The sequence below is a fragment of the Bradyrhizobium sp. HKCCYLRH3097 genome (assembly GCF_051167875.1).
Lineage (GTDB): Bacteria > Pseudomonadota > Alphaproteobacteria > Rhizobiales > Xanthobacteraceae > Bradyrhizobium.
Genome location: NZ_JBNPTX010000001.1, coordinates 287,196 through 306,488 on the forward strand (window position 1 = coordinate 287,196; position 19,293 = coordinate 306,488).

The window sequence follows — 19,293 nt, forward strand, 5'->3', positions numbered from 1 at the left end:
GCTGTTTCGCGCGCCTCCCCGTGTCCGTCGGAGCCCTGGTGAACTCGGTCCACAACCCCGCCTATGACCCCACCCTGCAGGCGCGCTTCGCGGTCGCGGCGCGCCACAGCCGCTTCGTGCGCGTGCTGCGGGTCGCGGTGCCGGCGGCGGTCGGACTGGCGATGGCGGTCGTGATCGGCATCGCGCTGTTCAATCCGTTCCACATGGAGATCAACACCCCGAATCTCACCGGCAATCTCGTCATCTCCGGCCGCAAGATCACGATGGAGACGCCGCATCTCACCGGCTTCACGCCGGACCAGCGGCCGTATGATCTCGTCGCCCGGAGCGCGGTGCAGGACCTCACCGATCCCGATCACGTCGAGCTCAACATCCTCCGCGCCAAGGTGCTGATGGAGGATCAGTCGACGGTGACCTTGAAGGCGAATACCGGCGTGTTCGACACCAAGCAGCAGCAGCTCGAGCTGACGAAGGATATCCTGCTGACGACGTCGACGGGCTACGAGGCGCGGCTGAGCCGGGCCTCGGTCGACATGGCCAAGGGCACCGTGAGCTCGGACGAGCGCGTCGACGTCAAGCTCACCAACGGCACGCTCTCCGCCGACCGCCTGCGCATCACCGACAATGGCGAGGTCATCCGCTTCGAGGGCAATGTGATGATGAACCTCGACAACATGAATGCCGCTCCGGCCACGACGGCGAGCGCCGATCCCGGCCGTCCGGCCCGCAACGTGAAGTGACCTCATGACCACGTGCCGTTTCATTCCCGTAGCGATTCGCGGCGCCGGCTTCGCCGCGCTGGCGTTGCTCGCGCTTGCCGACTCATCGCAGGCGCAGAGCGCGACCACCGGCGTGCCCAACGCGCTGCAGGGGTTCTCGCAGAATCGCGACCAGCCGATCCAGATCGAGGCCGCCGCGCTCGAGATGCGCGACAAGAAGAAGGAGGCGACCTTCACCGGCAACGTCAAGGTCGTGCAGGGCGACACCACCATGACCTCGAAGTCGCTGGTGGTGTTCTACGACGGCGGCGCCCAGCCGGGCGGCGCCAAGGCGACCAAGGCCACGCCGGCGGCGACGCCTGGGCCGGACGGCAGCTCGGCGATCCGCCGTCTCGAGGCGCGCGGCGACGTCAAGGTGACCCAGAAGGACCAGGTCGTGACCGGCGAGACCGCGGTCTACGACACCAAGACCAACATGATCTCGATGCAGGGCGGCGTGGTGCTGACCCAGTGCAAGAACGTGATGCGCGGCGACCGGCTGACGGTGGACATGACCACCGGCGTGTCGCGCGTCGAATCCGACAGCGGGCGCGGCGTCCAGGTGCTGCTGCCGCAGGCGGGCGCGGGCACGGGCGCCGGCGGCGGCTGCGGTCCGTCGACGGCCTCGGCTCCGGGCAGCGCCGCGCCGCTGCAGCTCGGTCCAGGCAAATCGAAGTGACTTCAATTATTTAGCAAAACGCCGGCGGCCCAGTTGAACCGCGCCGCTGCTGCCTCTATCTAGCGAGCGGGCGGTTCTGTCGCAGGACCGATGCAACGGGAGGCCGTGGAGCCCGTTGCGTGGCTGCGAAAGAGTGATGCCGGACACGATTGCGATCTTGCGATCGGTCGCCTGCGTGGCGACCGCGACTTCGCCGTCAGACGACAAACTCCGAAGCGCGGCCTGCCGCGCTTTGGCCGGCCTCGCGCTCCCTGTGATCCGCGAGAGGTGAGATGCGTTCGCTCGCGGTGAGCGGGCGAGCCAGCGCTGCGGTCGATGACGGGCAGCCTCGAAGGGCGTAAGCGAAGCGGGGATGGTGGATCTACTCGGCATGTTTCGTGGGCGTCCCGCCAAGCGCGGCCAGCGAGGCTCCTCGCGTCGGCGCGACGACATCACAGCCATGGACGATCCGTTCGGCAATTCCTACAGCGATGATCCGCTCGCCGCGCTCGCCGACTCCGTGCGCGATGAAACGGTGCCGCGCATCAATCCGCGCTCGCCGCAGAACACCGAGCAGATCCAGCGCAAGCGGCCGGCCTCGCAGCCGACGCCAGCCAGGCCGCGCAACAATGGCGCGGGGGGCGGTCCGCAACTGCTGCGCCGGCCGGGCTTCCTCGCCGTGCATTCGATCGAGAAGAGCTTTGGCAGCCGCCAGGTGGTGCGGGGCGTGTCGATCTATGTCCGCCGCGGCGAGGCCGTCGGCCTGCTCGGGCCGAACGGCGCCGGCAAGACCACCGTGTTCTACATGATCACCGGCCTGATCAAGGCCGATCGCGGCGCCATCGAGCTCGATGGCCATGACGTCACGCGGCTGCCGATGTATCAGCGCGCGCGGCTCGGCATCGGCTACCTGCCGCAGGAGGCCTCGATCTTCCGCGGCCTCACCGTCGAGCAGAACATCCGCGCCGTGCTCGAAGTGGTCGAGCCCTCGCGCAAGAAGCGCGAGCGCGAGCTCGACGCGCTGCTGGAAGAATTCACCATCACGCGGCTGCGCAAGTCGCCGTCGATCGCACTGTCCGGCGGCGAGCGTCGCCGCGTGGAGATCGCCCGCGCGCTGGCGACGCGCCCGAACTACATGCTGCTCGACGAGCCGTTCGCCGGCATCGATCCGATCGCGGTCGGCGACATCCAGCAGCTGGTGCGCCATCTCACCAACCGCGGCATCGGCGTGCTCATCACCGACCATAACGTCCGCGAGACGCTCGGCCTCACCGACCGCGCCTACATTGTGTACGCGGGGCAGATTCTCACCGAAGGCAGCCCGGAGGAGATCGTCGCCGATCCCGACGTGCGCCGGCTGTATCTCGGTGAGGAATTCCGGCTGTAGGATTGCCGACGCGGTATTCGCAGGCTGTTGTCGCGATCGCGACAGGCGACGGAACCACTACGATCGACGCTGTTTCCAGCGAGTCCTCGCGGGCCGGTAACTGCGTCTTCCGCGCGCGCCATACTCCGTTTTTCTTATTCGTCAAGCCGTGTACATCGCGCGCGGATTAGGATAAGCAAGAATTGGACCAGTAAGGGAATGTTCTTGCTCCCATGGCGTTGACGCAGAGATTAGAATTCCGCCAGTCGCAGTCGCTGGTGATGACGCCGCAGCTGATGCAGGCGATCAAGCTGCTGCAACTGTCCAATCTCGACCTCTCCACGTTCGTCGAAGAGGAGCTGGAGCGCAATCCGCTGCTGGAGCGGGCCAGCGACGGTCCGGAAGCGCCGGTCGCGGGCGAGCAGCAGATGTCCGAGCGCGCCGAGTTCTCGGAAGGTGGCGAGACCGGCGGCGACGATTTCGGCGAGGCCGGCGGCAGCGGCGGCGACAGCTTCGAGGGCGCCCAGGAAGACTGGATGAGCCGCGATCTCGGCACCCGTACGGAGATCGAACAGACGCTCGACACCGGACTCGACAACGTGTTCTCCGAGGAGCCGGCGGAGGCCGCGGCGCGCAACGCGCAGGACGCCGCGCCGACCACCTACACCGAATGGGGCGGTGGCGCCTCGGGCGACGAGGACTACAATCTCGAAGCCTTTGTCGCGGCCGAGACCACGCTGTCGGATCATCTCGCCGAGCAGGCGGCGGTGGCCTTCACCGCGCCGGCCGACCGCATGATCGGCCAGTACCTGATTGATCTCGTCGACGAGGCCGGCTATCTGCCCGCCGATCTCGGCCAGGCCGCCGACCGCCTCGGCGCCGAGCAGGCCGACGTCGATGCGGTGCTCGGCGTGCTGCAGACCTTCGATCCGCCCGGCATCTGCGCCCGCAATTTGAGCGAATGTCTCGCGATCCAGCTGCGCGAGCTCGACCGCTACGATCCGGCGATGCAGGTGCTGGTCGAGCACCTCGATCTCCTGGCCAAGCGCGACTTCGTCGCTCTTCGCAAGCTGTGCGGCGTCGACGACGAGGACCTCGTCGACATGATCGGCGAGATCCGCAGGCTCGACCCGAAGCCGGGGCTGAAGTTCGGCACCACGCGCACACAGACCATGGTGCCCGACGTCTACGTGCGCCCGGGTCCCGACGGCGGCTGGCTGGTCGAGCTCAACAGCGACACGCTGCCGCGCGTCCTGGTGAACCAGCACTATTACTCCGAGCTGTCGAAGACGATCCGCAAGGACGGCGACAAGTCCTACTTCACCGACTGCCTGCAGAATGCGACGTGGCTGGTGCGCGCGCTCGATCAGCGCGCCCGCACGATCCTGAAGGTGGCGACCGAAATCGTGCGCCAGCAGGACGGCTTCTTCACCCACGGTGTCGCGCATCTGCGGCCGCTCAACTTGAAGGCCGTTGCGGATGCGATCCAGATGCATGAATCGACCGTGTCGCGCGTCACCGCCAACAAATACATGGCGACGAATCGCGGCACGTTCGAGCTGAAATATTTCTTCACCGCCTCGATCGCATCGGCTGATGGCGGCGAGGCGCACTCGGCGGAAGCCGTGCGCCATCACATCAAGCAATTGATCGATGCGGAAGATCCCTCCGCAATTCTCTCCGACGACACCATCGTCGAGAAGCTGCGGACCGCCGGCATCGACATCGCCCGTCGCACGGTCGCGAAATACCGGGAGGCGATGCGGATCCCGTCCTCGGTGCAGCGCCGCCGCGACAAGCAGAGCATGCTGGCCCATGCCCTGTCGGCTCCCGCCAGCGCCGACCGCACCCGGGATGCCGCGTCAGTTTGACCGCTGCGCAAGATTGCGCCTTAACCAAATAGGCTTAGTGTCATACTTGGTTCACATGAATCGAGGCGACACATGACCCTGCGGATTTCCGGAAAGAGCATCAGCGTCAGCGAAGCGCTGCGTGGGCGCGTCAGCGAGCGCACCGACGAAGTCTTGCGAAAATACTTCGACGGCAACTATTCCGGCCATGTCACGCTCTCCAAGGACGGTTTCGGGTTCAAGACCGATTGCGCGCTGCACCTCGATTCGGGCATCACCCTGGAGGCCGAATCGAACGCGCCGGACGCCTATGCCAGCGCCGACCAGGCGCTCCTGATGATCGAGAAGCGCCTGCGCCGCTACAAGAGCCGGCTGAAGGACCGCTCGGGGCGCAAATCCCACGCCGCCAATGCGGCGCTCGCCAATCTCGACGGCGCGGTGCTGGATGCGCCGAGCTACGTGATCGAGGCGCCGGCCGAGGGCGACGAGGAGATCACCGGCTACAGCCCGGTGATCATTGCCGAGAACACCACCGCGTTGAAGCGCCTGTCGGTGTCCGAAGCCGTGATGGAGCTCGATCTTTCGGGCGCGCCCTGCATGGTGTTTCAGCACGGTTCCAGCGGCCGGGTGAACATCATCTACCGCCGCGCCGACGGCAATATCGGCTGGGTCGATCCGCCGGCGGTGAAACCGTAGCCGCGCGGACGCCTTCCAGGGATCTCCCGGCGGCGTGAAAACCGGTTCCCGATCAGGTGGTTGGCGGACCGGTTGCGACGTCACGCCACGGCAATGAAGGGATGCGATCAAGCGGTTGGGGCGCTGGCGCCTTCAGGCCGCCACGCTCCGGCGATCTTTAAGGATAGGCTGCGGGAACGCGCTTGCGGGTGTTGGCACGGCCGTTGCGTTGGGGTAGAAGCCCACCCATCGGACACGGGTTAAGCCCGCCTGCCGCCTCAGCTTCTTGACGCCGGTCTGTCCCGACCTATTTCGCACCCTGACGGTTCAATCACCTCGGAACGCCCTATGCCGATTACCGATCTGGTCGCACCCGAGGCGATCGTGCCGGCTTTGAAGGTCATCAGTAAGAAGCAGGCGCTGCAGGAGCTCGCCGCGCGCGCGGCCGCGCTGACCGGGCAGAACGAGCGCAACGTGTTCGAAGTGCTGCTGCAGCGGGAGAAGCTCGGAACCACGGCCGTCGGGTATGGCGTCGCGATTCCCCACGGCAAGCTGCCGAAGCTGGAGAAGCTGTTCGGCCTGTTCGCCCGGCTGGAGCGGCCGATCGATTTTGAGGCCATGGACGGCCAGCCGGTCGATCTGGTGTTCCTGCTGCTGGCGCCGGAAGGCGCCGGCGCCGACCATCTGAAGGCCCTGGCGCGGATCGCCCGGCTGCTCCGCGACCAGGATGTCGCCAAGAAGCTCCGTGCCTCGCGCGACGCCCAGGCGATCTATTCGGTGCTGGCGCTGCCGCCCGCTTCCGCCGCCTGACGTCGTATCGCGCCGCCCTGCAAGCACCGAGAGAGCCTGCTGGCGAGCCTCCGCGCAGCCCCGAACCCGTTCGTCCGCGCGGGCGTGTGCAACGGCGTCGGCTCGTAGCCGAACTCGACGACGAGCTCCTGGAATGCCTCGCTGCGGAGCAGGTCGAAATGATGCGGCGTCATTCGCTCCCTGTAGATGCCGACCTTCCGGCCGCGTCCCGACGACGTCAGGCCGCGGCCGAGCACATCGAGCTCCGCGGCCGTCTTGCGCGGAAGTCCCAGGTAGTCGCAGATGCGGTTGAGGACAGGAAACGACGACCGCGCCACATCGTCGATCGCGAGCTCTGAATAGAGCTCTTCGAACTTCACGGTCAGGCAGGCTGGCGAGTCCAGCCAGCTCATGAACTTCTTGATGCCCGATCGGGGCAAGGAGAGGAGGGTCGATGTGATTCGGGAGGCGTCATCGGGGTGAGCGGCCGATCCGGCCGACCGCAGATAGGCGTTCCACTTCCGCATCTTCGGATAGGCCGCCGAGTGGTAGACGAAGTCGACCCAGCTCACGACGATGTCGCGGGGATCGCGGACGATGAACAGCATCTTGTGTTCCGGTCTGCCCAGGAGGTATTGCTCGAGATACGGACAATACTCGGTGTGCGAGGCGCAGGAGTAGCCGGAGCGCAGGGCCGACGCCCAGAGCGGGGCCGGAAGCGCGCGTCCGTAGTCGAGCGAACCGTCGGGATTCAGCTTGCTGATCGATGACGTGTAGGTGTGATAGCCGACATCGACATGACCGCCCAGCGCTCTGACGAGTTCGACCAGCAGGTACGTCCCCGCTTTCGGCACGCTGTTGCAGATGACGTAGTAAGGGCTGGGCCCAGGCGGAGGACTGTCAAGAAAGACGTGCCGGTTGGGTAGGGTCCCGAGCGCAAGCTCTCGAAAGACGCCTGCATCAAGCCGTGATCCATGCATCTGCCATCCCTACACATGCTCGTCACACATCGGACTAGCGCGTGCCGCAACAGGGACAACTTAAGGATTGGACACCTTCGCCTTAAACCGGGTCGGATTGTATCTGGTTGTCAAATCGACCGTTCCGGACATCGACGGAAACAAATTTCTCAAACGCACTTCCGCAGCCGCTTCGTCCTTGGCCGGCTATCGCAATGATCTCGCCATGTAGCGCACCGTCTTGGCGCCGCCATGGATGCCGGCCGTCGCCAGCGGCGCGAAGCCGAGCGCAGCATGAAACGCGTCCGACTGCGGATTGGGCGGATCCAGATTGACCTCGCAGACGATGCGGTCGTGGCCCGCCGCGGTCGCCTCCCGAATCAGCTCCTCATAGAGCTGCCGCGCCAAGCCCCGGCCGCGGGCGGCCGGCGCCACCACGATGCGGTCGACATAGACGAACCGATCGTAGCGCGCGCGAAACCAGCGGTGATTGGGATTATCGTAGACGGCGGCGTGGTCGAGCGCGATCATCAACGCATCGGCCCTGCCAATTCGCCAGGCCAGCCATGCCCGATCGAGCAGCTGCATGAGCGTTTCGGGCGTGAGCCACGACAGCTCGGAGGCATGCGCATTGTTGAGCGCGAGCAGTGCGTCCGCAAGCGCAGGATCTGCACGCAGTCCGGCCGGGCTCATGGGTGTCGTCATCAAGGTCATGCGCGGCCATCGTTACGAGCAGAAAAAAGGGCCGTCCCCGTTTCCAGGGACCGCCCTCGTGTCAGTCCGTGAGCTGCATGCTCCTCGTGAGCATCGCGTCTCAATGAGCGTTGAGTCTCACGAGAAGCGGCCGTTGTCAACGCTGCGGCTCGGCCTTTGCGTCAGTGGACGCTCACGGCCTGGAGTTCGTGACTCCACGCATTCGCGATCGCGGCTTCGCGGCTGTCGGTGAGCATGATCGGCGTGCCGTCGGCGGCATGCAAGGCGAACAGCTTCAGTCCCGGCGCGATGTGCGGCGCCTGCGGAAACAGTCCCGGTACGTCCTCGGAGCGGATCTGCTTCACGTAAGCGATGTGGCCCTCGCCCAAGGTCGCCAGCGACTCCAGGGAGACGGGGGATTCCGACGCAACATTACCTTCAGTCATGGTCTCGACTCCTTCTGAGACTCAAGCGGTCGAGTCCGCTACTCGTTCCATCAAACCATTATTCGTGTTCATTGATCGCTATTGTCTTAACGATCCGCTCAGGCTCTGGCCTGGCCAGATCGACCGACAACAGCCCGTTCTTCAGGTCCGCACCAAGCACATGCATTCCCTCCGCCAGCACGAAGGTGCGCTGGAAGTGGCGCGCGGCGATGCCGCGATGAATGTATTGCCTGGTCTTGTCGTCCTGCTGACGGCCGCGGATGACGAGCTGGTTTTCCTCAATGGTGACATCGAGTTGGTCGCGGGTGAAACCCGCCACCGCCAGCGTGATCCGCAGACGCTCGGGCTGGCCATTGGTGCGTTCGAACCGCTCGATATTGTAGGGCGGATAGCCGTCGGCACCTTTGACGACGCGGTCGAGGACGCGCTCGATCTCGTCGAAGCCCAGCAGGAACGGGCTGGAGAGCGAAGGAACACGAGACATGGTTTACAAAGTCCTCTCGAAGCGACTTTGATGTATCAGGGCCCTGACGGCACCCCTTGAGCAGCAATATGGGCACGATCCGGGGCGCGTTCAAGCACCCCGAATGCGCCGGAACAGCCTGTCTGTGGAAGGGTTTAAACGGACAGCCGCTGACGGCCGTCGGCCGAGAACAGATGCAGCTTGGCCCTCGGCGCCACGGCGCGAATCCGTGCGCCGATCTCCGGCGCGGCGGTACCCGGCAGCCGCACGATGATGTCGTTGGCGGTCGCGGAGAGCCGGTCATCGCTGCCCGCGTCCTGGCGTGCGCCGTAGACATAGGTCTCGGCGCCGACGTGCTCGATCGCCTCGACCCGGAGGTCGAGCCCGACCCCGCCCGCCGGAACGGCGTCGCCGAGCTGGAAATCCTCAGGCCGGATGCCGAGCTGGCCCGCTTCTTGGGGAACCGCGTCGGCGCCGAGCAACTGGGCGCGCACGCCATCGGTCGGCATCAGGTTCATCGGCGGCGCGCCGATGAAGGATGCGACGAAGGTGGTGGCTGGACGCTGATAGATCTCGAGCGGATTGCCGATCTGCTCGACCTTCCCGCCGTTCATCACCACTAGGATGTCGGCGAGCGTCATCGCCTCGAGCTGGTCGTGGGTGACGTAGATCGCGGTGGTGTTGAGCCGGCGCTGCAGCTTGCGGATCTCGACCCGCATCGCGATGCGCAGCTTGGCGTCGAGGTTCGAGAGCGGCTCATCGAACAGGAACACCTTGGGCTGGCGCACGATGGCGCGGCCCATCGCCACGCGCTGGCGCTGGCCGCCGGAGAGCTGGCGCGGCTTCCGCTCGAGCATGGTGCCGAGCTCGAGGATGCGTGCGGCGTCCTCAACCCGCGTCCTGATCTCCTTTTCCGCCATGCCGCGATTGCGCAGGCCGTAGGCCATGTTGTTGTAGACGGTCATGTGCGGATAGAGCGCGTAGTTCTGGAACACCATCGCGATGTCGCGATCCGCCGGCTCGATCGCATTGACGATGCGGCCGCCGATGTCGATCTCGCCCGAGGTAATCGTCTCGAGCCCCGCGACCATCCGCAGCAGGGTGGATTTGCCGCAGCCCGACGGCCCGACCAGCACGCAGAACTGACCGTCGCCGACGTCGATATCGACGCCTTTGATGGCTTCGAAGCCGCCCTGGTAGACCTTGCGGACGTTGCGGAGGGTGACGTTGGCCATGGCGGTTACCGATAAGGAGGAAGTGACGAGTGGCGAATGGCGAATAGGGAGTGGCGAATAGGGAAGGGCGAATGCATCCTCATGTTCGGATCTCCCTATTCGCCACTCGCCATTCGCTATTCGCCCCTCTCACTTTTCCGTCTCCACCAGCCCCTTGACGAACAGGCGCTGCATGACGACGACGACGAACACCGGCGGCAGCATCGCGAGCACGGCGGTCGCCATGACGACCGGCCACTCCGTCAGCGCGTCGGTCGTCGTGATCATCTTGCGGATGCCGATCTGGATGGTCTGCATGTCGTCGCGCGTCGTGATCAGCAGCGGCCAGAGATATTGATTCCAGCCGAGGATGAACAGGATCACGAACAGCGCCGCCATGTTGGTGCGCGACAGCGGCAGCAGGGTGTCCCAGAAGAAGCGGAACGGCCCGGCGCCGTCGATGCGGGACGCCTCCAGCAGCTCGTCCGGCACCGTCATGAAGAACTGGCGGAACAGCAGCGTGGCGGTGGCGGACGCGATCAGCGGCAGCGCGAGCCCGGCATAACTGTCGAGCATGTGGAGGTCGGCGACGATCTTGTAGGTCGGATAGATGCGCACCTCGACCGGCAGCATGAGGGTGATGAAGATGAGCCAGAAGATCGCCATGCGAAACGGGAAGCGGAAGTAGACGACCGCATAGGCCGAGATGATCGAGATCGCGATCTTGCCGACGGCGATCAGCAGCGCCATGACCAGCGAGTTCAAAAGCATGGTCGCAACCGGCTCGCGGGTCGAGCCGCTCGTGCCGACGAAGATCGTCTGATAGTAGGTCGACAGGAAGTGCCCGCCAGGCAGCAGCGACATCTGCCCGTTGGCGATCACCGCATTGTCCTGCGTCGAGGCGACGAATGCGAGATAGACCGGGAACGCGACGATCGCGATTCCGATCCACAGGATGGCGTGCGCGACGTAGCGTCGAATGCCTTCTTGCTCGACCATCAGTAGGTCACCTTGCGCTCGACGAAGCGGAACTGGATCGCCGTCAGCACGATGACGATGACCATCAGAACGACGGATTGTGCGGCCGACGAACCGAGATTGCCGCCGAGCAGGCCATCGGTATAGACCTTGTAGACCAGCGTCTCGGTGGATTTGCCAGGACCGCCGCGGGTCATCGTGTCGATGATGCCGAAGGTCTCGAAGAAGGCGTAGACGATGTTGATGACCAGCAGGAAGAAGATGGTCGGCGACAGCAGCGGGAAGGTCACGGTCCAGAACCGCCGCATCGGCCGCGCGCCGTCGATCGCGGCGGCCTCGAGCACGCTCCGGGGGATGCTCTGCAGCCCGGCGAGGAAGAACAGGAAGTTGTAGGAGATCTGCTTCCAGGCGGCCGCGAGGATGATCTGCAGCGCCGCCTGGTCGCCGTCGAGCAGCGGATTCCAGTCGATGCCAACAGCGCGCAGATAGCGCGAGATCACGCCGAGCGACGGGTGGAGCATGAAGATCCAGAGCACGCCCACCACCGGCGGCGCCACGGCATAGGGCCAGATCAGCAGCGTCCGGTACAGCGTGACGCCGCGCAACGGCTTATCCGCCATGACCGCGAGCAGCAGTGCGACCGACAGCGACGAGAGCGCGATCGCGAAGGAGAAGCCGAAGGTGCGGAGAATGGCCTGGAAATAGTCCGGCTGGCTGAGCAGGTCGGCGTAGTTCTCGAACCAGACGAAGCTCGTGGACAGGCCGAACGCGTCCTGCAGCAGGAACGACTGGATGACGGCCTGGATCGCGGGCCAATAGAAGAAGATCAGCACGATCGCGAGCTGGGGAGCGACCAGCACGAACGGCAGCAGTTTTGACTGAAAGATGGCGTTCTTCTGCATGGTCGGTCGGCGAACCGGCAGGCCGCGGGGCGGCCTGCCGGCTCATGGCCTCACTTCACGGCCGTCTTTTCGAACTGGCGCAGCATCTGGTTGCCGCGCTCGACGGCGGCGTCCAGCGCCTGCTTGGCGGTCTTCTTGCCGGCCAGGGCCTGCTCGATTTCCTCCGACCAGACGTCACGCAGCTGCACCATGTTGCCCAGACGCAGGCCGCGGGAATTCTCCGTCGGTTCCTTGTTGGTCAGTTCGAGCAGGGGCGTCTCCAGATAGGGCTGATCCTTGTAGAAGCCCTCGGCCTTGGCCTTGGCGTAGGCCGCCTTGGTGATCGGCAGATAGCCCGAGGCCTTGTGGATGTAGACCTGACGATCGGTGTCCGAGAGGAAGGTCAGGAACTTCGCCACGCCCTTGTATTCGTCCGCGCTCTTGCCGCCCATCACCCAGAGCGAGGCGCCGCCGATGATCGAGTTCTGCGGCGCGCCCTTGGCGTCCGGATAATACGGCATCGGCGCGGCGGTGAAGGCGAACTTGGCCTGGGCCTTGACGTTGCCGAAGAACGCCGACGAGGTCAGGTAGATCGGGCATTCGCCCGAGGTGAAGCGGCCCTCGCCGGTGTTGGTGCGGCCGGCATAGTCGTAGGTCTTGTCCTTCTGCAGCTCGACCAGGTTTTCGAGATGCTTGACCTGCAGCGGACCGTTGAACTCCAGCACGGTGTCGAAGCCGTCGAGACCGTTCGCCTTGCTGGCCAGCGGCACGTTGTGCCAGGCGGAGAGCTGCTCGAGATTGACCCAGGTGACCCACGAGCCCGAGAAGCCGCAGGTCGCATGGCCGGCCGCCTTCAGCTTCTTGGCGGTCTCGAACAGTTCGGGCCAGGTCTTCGGGATCTCGGCGTTGACCTTCTTCAACTCATCGAGATTCACCCACATGACGGTGGACGATGAGTTGAAGGGGAAGGAGAGCATTTCGCCCTTCGAGGTCGAATAGTAGCCGGTGATCGCCGGCAGGTAGCTCTTGGGATCGAACTTCTCGCCGGCGTCCTGCATCAGCTTGTAGACCGGCTTCACGGCGCCGGTGGCGGCCATCATGGTGGCGGTGCCGACCTCGAACACCTGCATGATGTGGGGCGCATTGCCGGCGCGGAAGGCGGCGATGCCGGCATTCATCGTGTCGGCGTAGTTGCCCTTGTAAGTCGGGACGACCTTGTAGTCGGACTGCGAGGCGTTGAAATCGTTGGCGAGCTTGACGATGACGTCGTTGTTGGCGCCGGTCATCGCATGCCACCACTGAATTTCGGTCACGGCATGCGCAGGTGCTGCGGCGCTCAGGACCAGCGTGACTGCCGCAGTCGCGGCCGTCCAGAATTGGCGAAGTGACATTAAAGAATACCTCCCGTGAAACGTCATCGGCGTCGCGGCCGTAGCAGCGCGAGATGACAGTTTCGTGAATGTATAACCGGTTGGATCGTCAGCGGAAAGCGCGTTCATCGCGGCGGAACGCAGCGACTTGCGGGAGACGGCGCCGCGCCGGGGCGATGCCCCGGCCGGCGCTGACGGTGAGAGACGACAGGCTGATCGCGCCTCAGCGCTTGCGCTCGGCGCACACCGTGCCCTGGGACAGCAGCGCCTCGATCTCGCTCGGCGTGTAACCGAACTCGGTCAGCACCTCCTGCGCGTGCTGACTGAACTTCGGCGGGGTGGAGCGCAGGCTCGGCTTGGTGCGTTCGAGCCGGATCGGCGACGCGACGCCCTTGTACCAGTCCTTCTCGATGACATCGCCGCGGTAGATCGTGTGCGGATTGGTCAGCGCCTGGTCGATCTTCTGCACGGGTCCTGCCGGCAGACCGGCCGCGAGCAGCCGGTCGCACAGCGGCTCCGCCTCGAACTGGCTGAACACGGCGGCAAGCTCGGCGCGCAGCGCCTCGCGATTGGCGACGCGATCCTTGTTGCGGGCGAAGCGCGGATCGGTGCCGAGTTCGGGGCGGCCGATCTCCTTGGCGAGCTTGCGGAAGGTACCGTCATTGCCGACGCCGATGAAGATATCGTCGGTCTTGGTCGCGAAGATCGCATACGGAACGAGGTTCGGGTGCTCGTTGCCGGTCAGCGACGGCGGCTTGCCATGCATGAAGTAGTTTGCGGTATGCGGATGCATGATCGCGAGGCCGGTCTCATACAGCGTGACCTCGAGGAACTGACCGATGCCCGAGCGCTGCCGCTCCGACAGCGCCATCAGGATGCCGATCGCGGCATAGAGTCCGGTGGTGATGTCGACCAGCGGCACGCCGATCCGCATCGGTCCGCTCTGCGGCGAACCGGTCGCCGCGATCATGCCGGTCATCGCCTGGATGATCGCGTCGTAGCCGGGATTGCCGCCGCGCGGGCCATCCGCGCCGAAGCCGCAGATGCGGCAGTGCACCAGCTTGGGGAATGTCTCGCGCAGCGTGTCGCTGCCGATGCCCCACTTCTCCAAGGTGCCAGGCTTGAAGTTCTCGATCAGCACGTCGGCCGTCTCGAGCATCCGCATCAGCACGGCGCGGCCGCCCTCGGAGGCGAGGTCGAGGCCGATCGAGCGCTTGTTGCGGTTGATCCCGACGAAATAGGCGGCGTCCTCATCGTGGAAGGGCGGACCCCAGTCGCGCACCTCGTCGCCGGCCGGCGGCTCGACCTTGATCACGTCGGCGCCGTGATCGGCCAGGATCTGCGTGCAATAGGGGCCGCCGAGCACGCGCGTCAGATCGATCACGCGCAGGCCGGCCATGGCGCCAGGAGCAAATTGGGGTGTCATCGGATGTCGCGAGGTTGGTTTCAGCTCGCGATCATTAAGCATTGCTGCGGCGGCGGCGCAAACGGATGGCTGCCATGCGGCAGGACAACGGAGGCCGTCCTGCCGCATGACGGAATTGAAGCTCAGACGACGTTCAGCTTGACGTCGACATTGCCGCGCGTGGCGTTGGAATAGGGGCACACCTCGTGCGCCTTGGCGACCAGCGCTTCGGCGTCGGCCTTGGCGAGGCCGGGCAGCGACACTGCGAGCTCGACGGTGATGCCGAAGCCGCCTTCGGAGCGCGGGCCGATGCCGACCGTCGAGGTCACCGACGTGTCGGCGGGAACCTTGGGGCCGCCCTGCGAGCCGACGAACTTCATCGCGCCGATGAAGCAGGCTGCGTAGCCGGCCGCAAACAACTGCTCCGGATTGTTGCCGGCACCGCCGCCGCCGCCGAGCTCCTTCGGGGTGGAAAGCTTGACCTTGAGCGAGCCGTCGAGGGTCGCGGCTTCGCCGTCGCGGCCGCCGGTGGCCTTGGCGCTGGTCTTGTAGAGCACGTTCACGGACATGGGTGTCTCCTGGTTGGATGGACGAATTCAGCGCGGCCATATTGCACACAATTAGATTGTGTACAATATAATTGTTCGGTAGAAAATTCGTGATCGGTGCGCCGGGCCCGTTGTCGATCCGAGGCGTGCGGGCTCAAGATGCCGATAGGATCGACCTGTGGTGACCTCGATGCGAAAGAAGTCCGCGGCAGACCTGCCGCTCCAGCTCGGCAACCAGCTCTGTTTCGCAGTCTATTCGACCGCGCACGCCTTCAACCGCGTCTACAAGCCCCTGCTCGACCGCCTTGGCCTGACCTATCCGCAATATCTGGTCATGCTGGTGCTTTGGGAGCAGGACGGCCTGACGGTGAAGGACATCGGCGCGCGGCTGTTCCTCGACTCTGGCACGCTGACGCCGCTGCTGAAGCGGATGGAGGCTACGCACCTGATCAAGCGGACCCGGTCGGCCGAGGACGAGCGTCAGGTGATCGTCACCCTCACCGCCCAGGGCGCGGGCCTGCGCGACAAGGCAAGGTCGATCGTGCCGCCCGCGATCCTGGATGCGACGGGCTGCTCGATCGCCGAGCTGGCCGACCTGCACGGCAAGCTGGTGCGCCTGCGGGAGCGGCTCGATGCGGTTGTGGAGGGGTGAGGGGGCTCTAAAGGCGCTTCTTCGCGAAAGCCCGGCCTGAACCCGACTTGAGATATTTCTCGAAGGCAAATGCCTGCTTCACATCGCTGAAGGCAACGTAGGTCTTGAGCCGCCAAGGCCGAAACTTCGATGTGTGCGGGACTTCACCGGCATTGTGCTTCGTGACGCGGGCCGGAACGTCGTCGGTGATGCCTGCGTAGAAATGCTCGCCGTTGAGACTTTCCAGGATGTAAACGAACTTCATCGCAGGCCGCCCTCGACCCTTCACGGGCGCGAATGTGGCAGGTCGTGCTGCGTGGCGTCCAGAGCTTGGATGGGCTGAACTGCTCAGTCGATTGATGAAGGGCATCATGGCCCGGAGCCTAGTCCGCCTTCGCCTTCCCGCCTCCGCCCAAGGGGGCTTCGGCGTCCAGACTACGGCGCGACAGCCTTCGCTCACTTCGCGCAACCGGCAGATTGGGGTGGGTTGCCGAGCCGAAGCTCGCGAAGCGATGCGGAGAGAGCATTATCGCCCGGAGCCCAAGTCCGCCTTCGTCTTCCCGCCTCCGCCCAAGGGGGCTTCGGCGTCCAGACTACGGCGCGACAGCCTTCGCTCACTTCGCGCAACCGGCAGATTGGGGTGGCTTGCCGAGCCGAAGCTCGCGAAGCGATGCGGAGAGAGCATTATCGCCCGGAGCCCAAGTCCGCCTTCGTCTTCCCGCCTCCGCCCAAGGGGGCTTCGGCGTCCAGACTACGGCGCGACAGCCTTCGCTCACTTCGCGCAACCGGCAGATTGGGGTGGCTTGCCGAGCCGAAGCTCGCGAAGCGAGCGAAGGCTGGTGGAGCCAGGCGGGATCGAACCGCCGACCTCTTGCATGCCATGCAAGCGCTCTCCCAGCTGAGCTATGGCCCCTGAACCGAGCCGGCGGTCTGGGTGACCGCCGGGGAGCACCGTGAACCACAGTTCGCGGCTGATCTCAAGTGTCTTCGACGATTATTCTTCGTCGCCGCCGACATCACCGATGATGTCGGTCACGTCCTCGTCGCCTTCTTCCTCGTCGGCGATGAAGGTCGAGTCGTCATCCTCGTCGTCGTCGAGCGTCTCGTCGATCTCGATGTCGTCCTCCGATTCGGGAACGACGGCCTTGACCTTGCCGGAGTTCTCCTCGGCGTCGGCCTCCTCGAGCGGCACCAGCTCCTCGGCCTCCGCGGGCTCGACCACGTCGGCCGCCGCAGCAGCGCGCGCAGCCTCGCCGCGCATGGCGCGGGTGGGCGCGATCGGCGCAATCGGCACGACCTCGCCGGTGTAGGGCGAAATCACCGGGTTCTTGTTGAGGTCGTAGAACTTTTTGCCCGTCGTCGGGCAAATGCGTTTGGTTCCGAGCTCGGATTTGGCCACGTGCAGGCGTCCTGGCAATGTCTGAAAAGCGGTGTCTCACTTGGCTAGTTGCCGCGCCGCTGTCAATAGCGCTGTCAACGGGAAAATCACCGCTCGTGACGGAGGGCGGGGGCTGTGATACCTGCCCCGTCCGAAACACGAGGATCTCGCCGTGAGCACGTCAATCGCCCCGACTCCCCTGGAATCACGCGCCTCAGGGCCCCTCTCGGGCACGATTCGCGTGCCTGGCGACAAGTCGATCTCGCACCGGGCACTGATCCTGGGGGCGCTGTCGGTCGGCGAGACCCGGATTTCCGGCCTGCTGGAGGGCGAGGACGTCCTCAACACCGCCAAATCGATGCGATCCCTGGGTGCCAAGGTCGAGCGCACCGGCGATTTCGCGTGGACCGTCCGTGGCGTCGGGGTGGGCGGCTTCGCCCAGCCGAGCGCGCCGCTCGATTTCGGCAACTCCGGCACCGGCTGCAGGCTGGTGATGGGCGCCGTGGCCGGTTGCCCGATCACGGCCGTTTTCGACGGTGATGCCTCGCTGCGCAGCCGTCCGATGCGGCGCATCCTCGACCCGCTGGTGCTGATGGGCGCCAAGGTGACCGCCAGCGCCGAGGGCGGCAAGCTTCCGTTAACCCTGCAGGGCGCCGGCAACCCGGTGCCGATCGAGTACCGCACGCCGGTGGCTTCGGCCCAGATCAAGTCGGCGGTGCTGCTCGCGGGCCTCGCCGCGCCCGGTGTGACCACCGTGATCGAGCAGGAGGCCAGCCGCGACCACACCGAGCTGATGCTGAAGCATTTCGGCGCGGAGATCGTGACCACGCCGGAAGGGTCTCATGGCCGCCGCATCGCACTGACCGGCCAGCCGGAGCTGCGTGGTGCGCCAGTGATCGTTCCCGCCGACCCGTCCTCGGCCGCGTTTCCGCTGGTCGCCGCGCTGATCGTCGACGGCTCGGACCTCGTGCTGTCGGACGTGATGACCAACCCGCTGCGCACCGGCCTGTTCACGACCTTGCGCGAGATGGGCGCCGCGATCGAGGAGGACGACGTCCGCGGCGATGCCGGCGAGCCGATGGCCCGCCTGCGCGTGCGCGCCTCGAAGCTGCGCGGCGTGGTGGTGCCGCCCGAGCGCGCGCCGTCGATGATCGACGAATATCTCGTCTTGGCCGTCGCCGCCGCCTATGCCGAGGGCACGACCATCATGCGCGGCCTGCATGAGCTGCGCGTCAAGGAATCCGACCGGCTGGAGGCCACCGCGGCGATGCTGCGTGTCAACGGCGTCAAGGTCGAGATCACCGGCGATGATCTGATCGTCGAGGGCCGCGGTCACGTGCCGGGCGGCGGCATCGTCGCGACCCACATGGACCACCGCATCGCGATGTCCGCCCTGGTGATGGGTCTCGCCTCCGACAAGCCGGTCAGGGTCGACGACACCGCCTTCATCGCCACCAGCTTCCCAGATTTCATCCCGCTGATGTGCAAGGCGGGCGCGGATTTCGCATGATCATCGCCATCGACGGCCCGGCGGCCTCGGGCAAGGGCACCATGGCCAAGCGTCTCGCGGCGCATTACGGCCTCAGGCACCTGGATACGGGCGTGATCTACCGGGCGGTCGCGCACGCGCTACTGACCGCCGGCATCGACCTCAAGGATGAGGCGCGGGCGGCGGACGTCGCCATGCGCCTGGATCCCTCGAGCTTCGACAATCCGGCGCTGAGGTCGCATCAGGTCGGGTCCGCGGCCTCCGTGGTATCGGCGTTGCCAAAAGTGCGCGAAGCGCTGGTGGCTTTCCAGCGTCAGTTCGCAAACCGGCCGCCCGGTGCCGTGCTCGACGGCCGCGACATCGGAACCGTCATCTGCCCGGACGCCGAGGTGAAGATCTACGTCGTCGCCGATCCCCGCATCCGGGCGCATCGTCGCACCCTCGAGGCGCTTTCACGTGGGGAACCGGCCGATGAGGCGGCCATTCTGGCCGACATCCTGGCGCGCGACGAGCGTGACCAGAACCGGGCCGTCGCGCCTTTAAAACAAGCCCCGGATGCTTACTTGCTTGACAACTCCCATTTGGATATAGAAGGCGGCGTCCGGGCCGCCATCGATATCGTCGAGGCCGTTCGAGCGGGCCGCCAGCGGGTTTGATTTCCGCCGGCGTCATTGGAGGAATGCCCGCTCCCGCCCTTGACCGTCGATAGCTCGATTGCGGTTCAATCGAGTCCGATCATCCG

21 protein-coding genes and 1 tRNA gene are annotated in these 19,293 nt (G+C 65.5%); 9 read left to right on the forward strand and 13 right to left on the reverse strand.

Annotated features, from left to right (window positions below):
- The first annotated feature begins 38 nt into the window (after nucleotides 1-38).
- From lptC to ptsN, 6 genes are all read left to right on the forward strand, one after another.
- A complete protein-coding gene (gene lptC / locus ACQR0U_RS01350) occupies nucleotides 39-740 on the forward strand; it encodes an LPS export ABC transporter periplasmic protein LptC (protein WP_315716868.1) in 702 nt (233 codons plus the stop codon).
- 4 nt (nucleotides 741-744) lie between these two features.
- Nucleotides 745-1,437 (forward strand): LptA/OstA family protein, encoded by a 693-nt coding sequence (locus ACQR0U_RS01355; protein ID WP_434842483.1) that lies wholly within the window; start codon nucleotides 745-747, stop codon nucleotides 1,435-1,437.
- A gap of 352 nt (nucleotides 1,438-1,789) precedes the next feature.
- A complete protein-coding gene (gene lptB, locus ACQR0U_RS01360; RefSeq protein WP_315825670.1) occupies nucleotides 1,790-2,803 on the forward strand; it encodes an LPS export ABC transporter ATP-binding protein in 1,014 nt (337 codons plus the stop codon).
- A 212-nt stretch (nucleotides 2,804-3,015) separates the two neighbouring features.
- Nucleotides 3,016-4,653 (forward strand): RNA polymerase factor sigma-54, encoded by a 1,638-nt coding sequence (gene rpoN / locus ACQR0U_RS01365; protein ID WP_434842484.1) that lies wholly within the window; start codon nucleotides 3,016-3,018, stop codon nucleotides 4,651-4,653.
- A gap of 72 nt (nucleotides 4,654-4,725) precedes the next feature.
- Nucleotides 4,726-5,328 carry a ribosome hibernation-promoting factor, HPF/YfiA family gene (hpf, locus tag ACQR0U_RS01370; protein WP_315741249.1) on the forward strand — a complete coding sequence of 201 codons (603 nt, stop codon included), beginning with the start codon at nucleotides 4,726-4,728 and terminating at the stop codon, nucleotides 5,326-5,328.
- A 327-nt stretch (nucleotides 5,329-5,655) separates the two neighbouring features.
- Entirely contained in the window at nucleotides 5,656-6,117 is a 462-nt protein-coding gene (gene ptsN, locus ACQR0U_RS01375; protein ID WP_315716874.1) for a PTS IIA-like nitrogen regulatory protein PtsN, read from the forward strand.
- Here ptsN and ACQR0U_RS01380 read toward each other — a convergent pair.
- The 10 genes from ACQR0U_RS01380 to ACQR0U_RS01425 form a co-directional block, all read right to left on the reverse strand.
- Nucleotides 6,078-6,950, reverse strand: a complete 873-nt coding sequence (locus ACQR0U_RS01380; RefSeq protein ID WP_316166377.1) for a hypothetical protein — start codon at nucleotides 6,948-6,950, stop codon at nucleotides 6,078-6,080. The two genes, ptsN and ACQR0U_RS01380, sit on opposite strands and share 40 nt — an antisense overlap.
- 312 nt (nucleotides 6,951-7,262) lie before the next feature.
- Complete coding sequence (locus ACQR0U_RS01385; protein ID WP_315750471.1) at nucleotides 7,263-7,769, reverse strand: GNAT family N-acetyltransferase; 507 nt, start codon at nucleotides 7,767-7,769, stop codon at nucleotides 7,263-7,265.
- A 161-nt stretch (nucleotides 7,770-7,930) separates the two neighbouring features.
- Nucleotides 7,931-8,194 (reverse strand): DUF1150 family protein, encoded by a 264-nt coding sequence (locus ACQR0U_RS01390; protein WP_009026315.1) that lies wholly within the window; start codon nucleotides 8,192-8,194, stop codon nucleotides 7,931-7,933.
- Between the two features lie 58 nt (nucleotides 8,195-8,252).
- A complete protein-coding gene (locus ACQR0U_RS01395) occupies nucleotides 8,253-8,678 on the reverse strand; it encodes an Hsp20 family protein (RefSeq protein ID WP_006613108.1) in 426 nt (141 codons plus the stop codon).
- A gap of 134 nt (nucleotides 8,679-8,812) precedes the next feature.
- Nucleotides 8,813-9,892, reverse strand: coding sequence for a sn-glycerol-3-phosphate import ATP-binding protein UgpC (locus ACQR0U_RS01400; RefSeq protein ID WP_434841481.1), 1,080 nt, complete (start codon nucleotides 9,890-9,892; stop codon nucleotides 8,813-8,815).
- 129 nt (nucleotides 9,893-10,021) lie between these two features.
- Nucleotides 10,022-10,870, reverse strand: coding sequence for a sn-glycerol-3-phosphate ABC transporter permease UgpE (gene ugpE, locus ACQR0U_RS01405; protein WP_315825666.1), 849 nt, complete (start codon nucleotides 10,868-10,870; stop codon nucleotides 10,022-10,024).
- Nucleotides 10,870-11,751, reverse strand: a complete 882-nt coding sequence (gene ugpA, locus ACQR0U_RS01410) for a sn-glycerol-3-phosphate ABC transporter permease UgpA (RefSeq protein ID WP_315716879.1) — start codon at nucleotides 11,749-11,751, stop codon at nucleotides 10,870-10,872. The genes ugpE and ugpA overlap by 1 nt, the downstream gene beginning before the upstream one ends.
- 50 nt (nucleotides 11,752-11,801) lie before the next feature.
- Complete coding sequence (ugpB, locus tag ACQR0U_RS01415; protein ID WP_434842485.1) at nucleotides 11,802-13,121, reverse strand: sn-glycerol-3-phosphate ABC transporter substrate-binding protein UgpB; 1,320 nt, start codon at nucleotides 13,119-13,121, stop codon at nucleotides 11,802-11,804.
- 202 nt (nucleotides 13,122-13,323) lie between these two features.
- Nucleotides 13,324-14,526, reverse strand: a complete 1,203-nt coding sequence (locus ACQR0U_RS01420; RefSeq protein WP_315825665.1) for a CaiB/BaiF CoA transferase family protein — start codon at nucleotides 14,524-14,526, stop codon at nucleotides 13,324-13,326.
- 122 nt (nucleotides 14,527-14,648) lie between these two features.
- Entirely contained in the window at nucleotides 14,649-15,074 is a 426-nt protein-coding gene (locus tag ACQR0U_RS01425; protein WP_316193803.1) for an organic hydroperoxide resistance protein, read from the reverse strand.
- 169 nt (nucleotides 15,075-15,243) lie between these two features.
- Here ACQR0U_RS01425 and ACQR0U_RS01430 point away from each other — a divergent pair, with 169 nt between their 5' ends.
- Nucleotides 15,244-15,705, forward strand: coding sequence for a MarR family winged helix-turn-helix transcriptional regulator (locus ACQR0U_RS01430; protein ID WP_315750467.1), 462 nt, complete (start codon nucleotides 15,244-15,246; stop codon nucleotides 15,703-15,705).
- A gap of 7 nt (nucleotides 15,706-15,712) precedes the next feature.
- Here the strand turns inward: ACQR0U_RS01430 and ACQR0U_RS01435 are convergent, their stop codons facing one another.
- From ACQR0U_RS01435 to ACQR0U_RS01445, 3 genes are all read right to left on the reverse strand, one after another.
- Nucleotides 15,713-15,949, reverse strand: a complete 237-nt coding sequence (locus ACQR0U_RS01435) for a GIY-YIG nuclease family protein (protein ID WP_316166375.1) — start codon at nucleotides 15,947-15,949, stop codon at nucleotides 15,713-15,715.
- A gap of 572 nt (nucleotides 15,950-16,521) precedes the next feature.
- Nucleotides 16,522-16,597 (reverse strand) — tRNA-Ala (locus ACQR0U_RS01440).
- A gap of 81 nt (nucleotides 16,598-16,678) precedes the next feature.
- Entirely contained in the window at nucleotides 16,679-17,083 is a 405-nt protein-coding gene (locus tag ACQR0U_RS01445; protein ID WP_315716883.1) for a TIGR02300 family protein, read from the reverse strand.
- A gap of 151 nt (nucleotides 17,084-17,234) precedes the next feature.
- On the opposite strand from ACQR0U_RS01445, the gene aroA reads away from it, so the two are divergent.
- A complete protein-coding gene (aroA, locus tag ACQR0U_RS01450) occupies nucleotides 17,235-18,572 on the forward strand; it encodes a 3-phosphoshikimate 1-carboxyvinyltransferase (protein ID WP_434842486.1) in 1,338 nt (445 codons plus the stop codon).
- Nucleotides 18,569-19,207 carry a (d)CMP kinase gene (gene cmk / locus ACQR0U_RS01455; protein WP_434842487.1) on the forward strand — a complete coding sequence of 213 codons (639 nt, stop codon included), beginning with the start codon at nucleotides 18,569-18,571 and terminating at the stop codon, nucleotides 19,205-19,207. Before aroA ends, cmk begins: the two co-directional genes overlap by 4 nt.
- The last annotated feature ends 86 nt before the right edge of the window (nucleotides 19,208-19,293 follow it).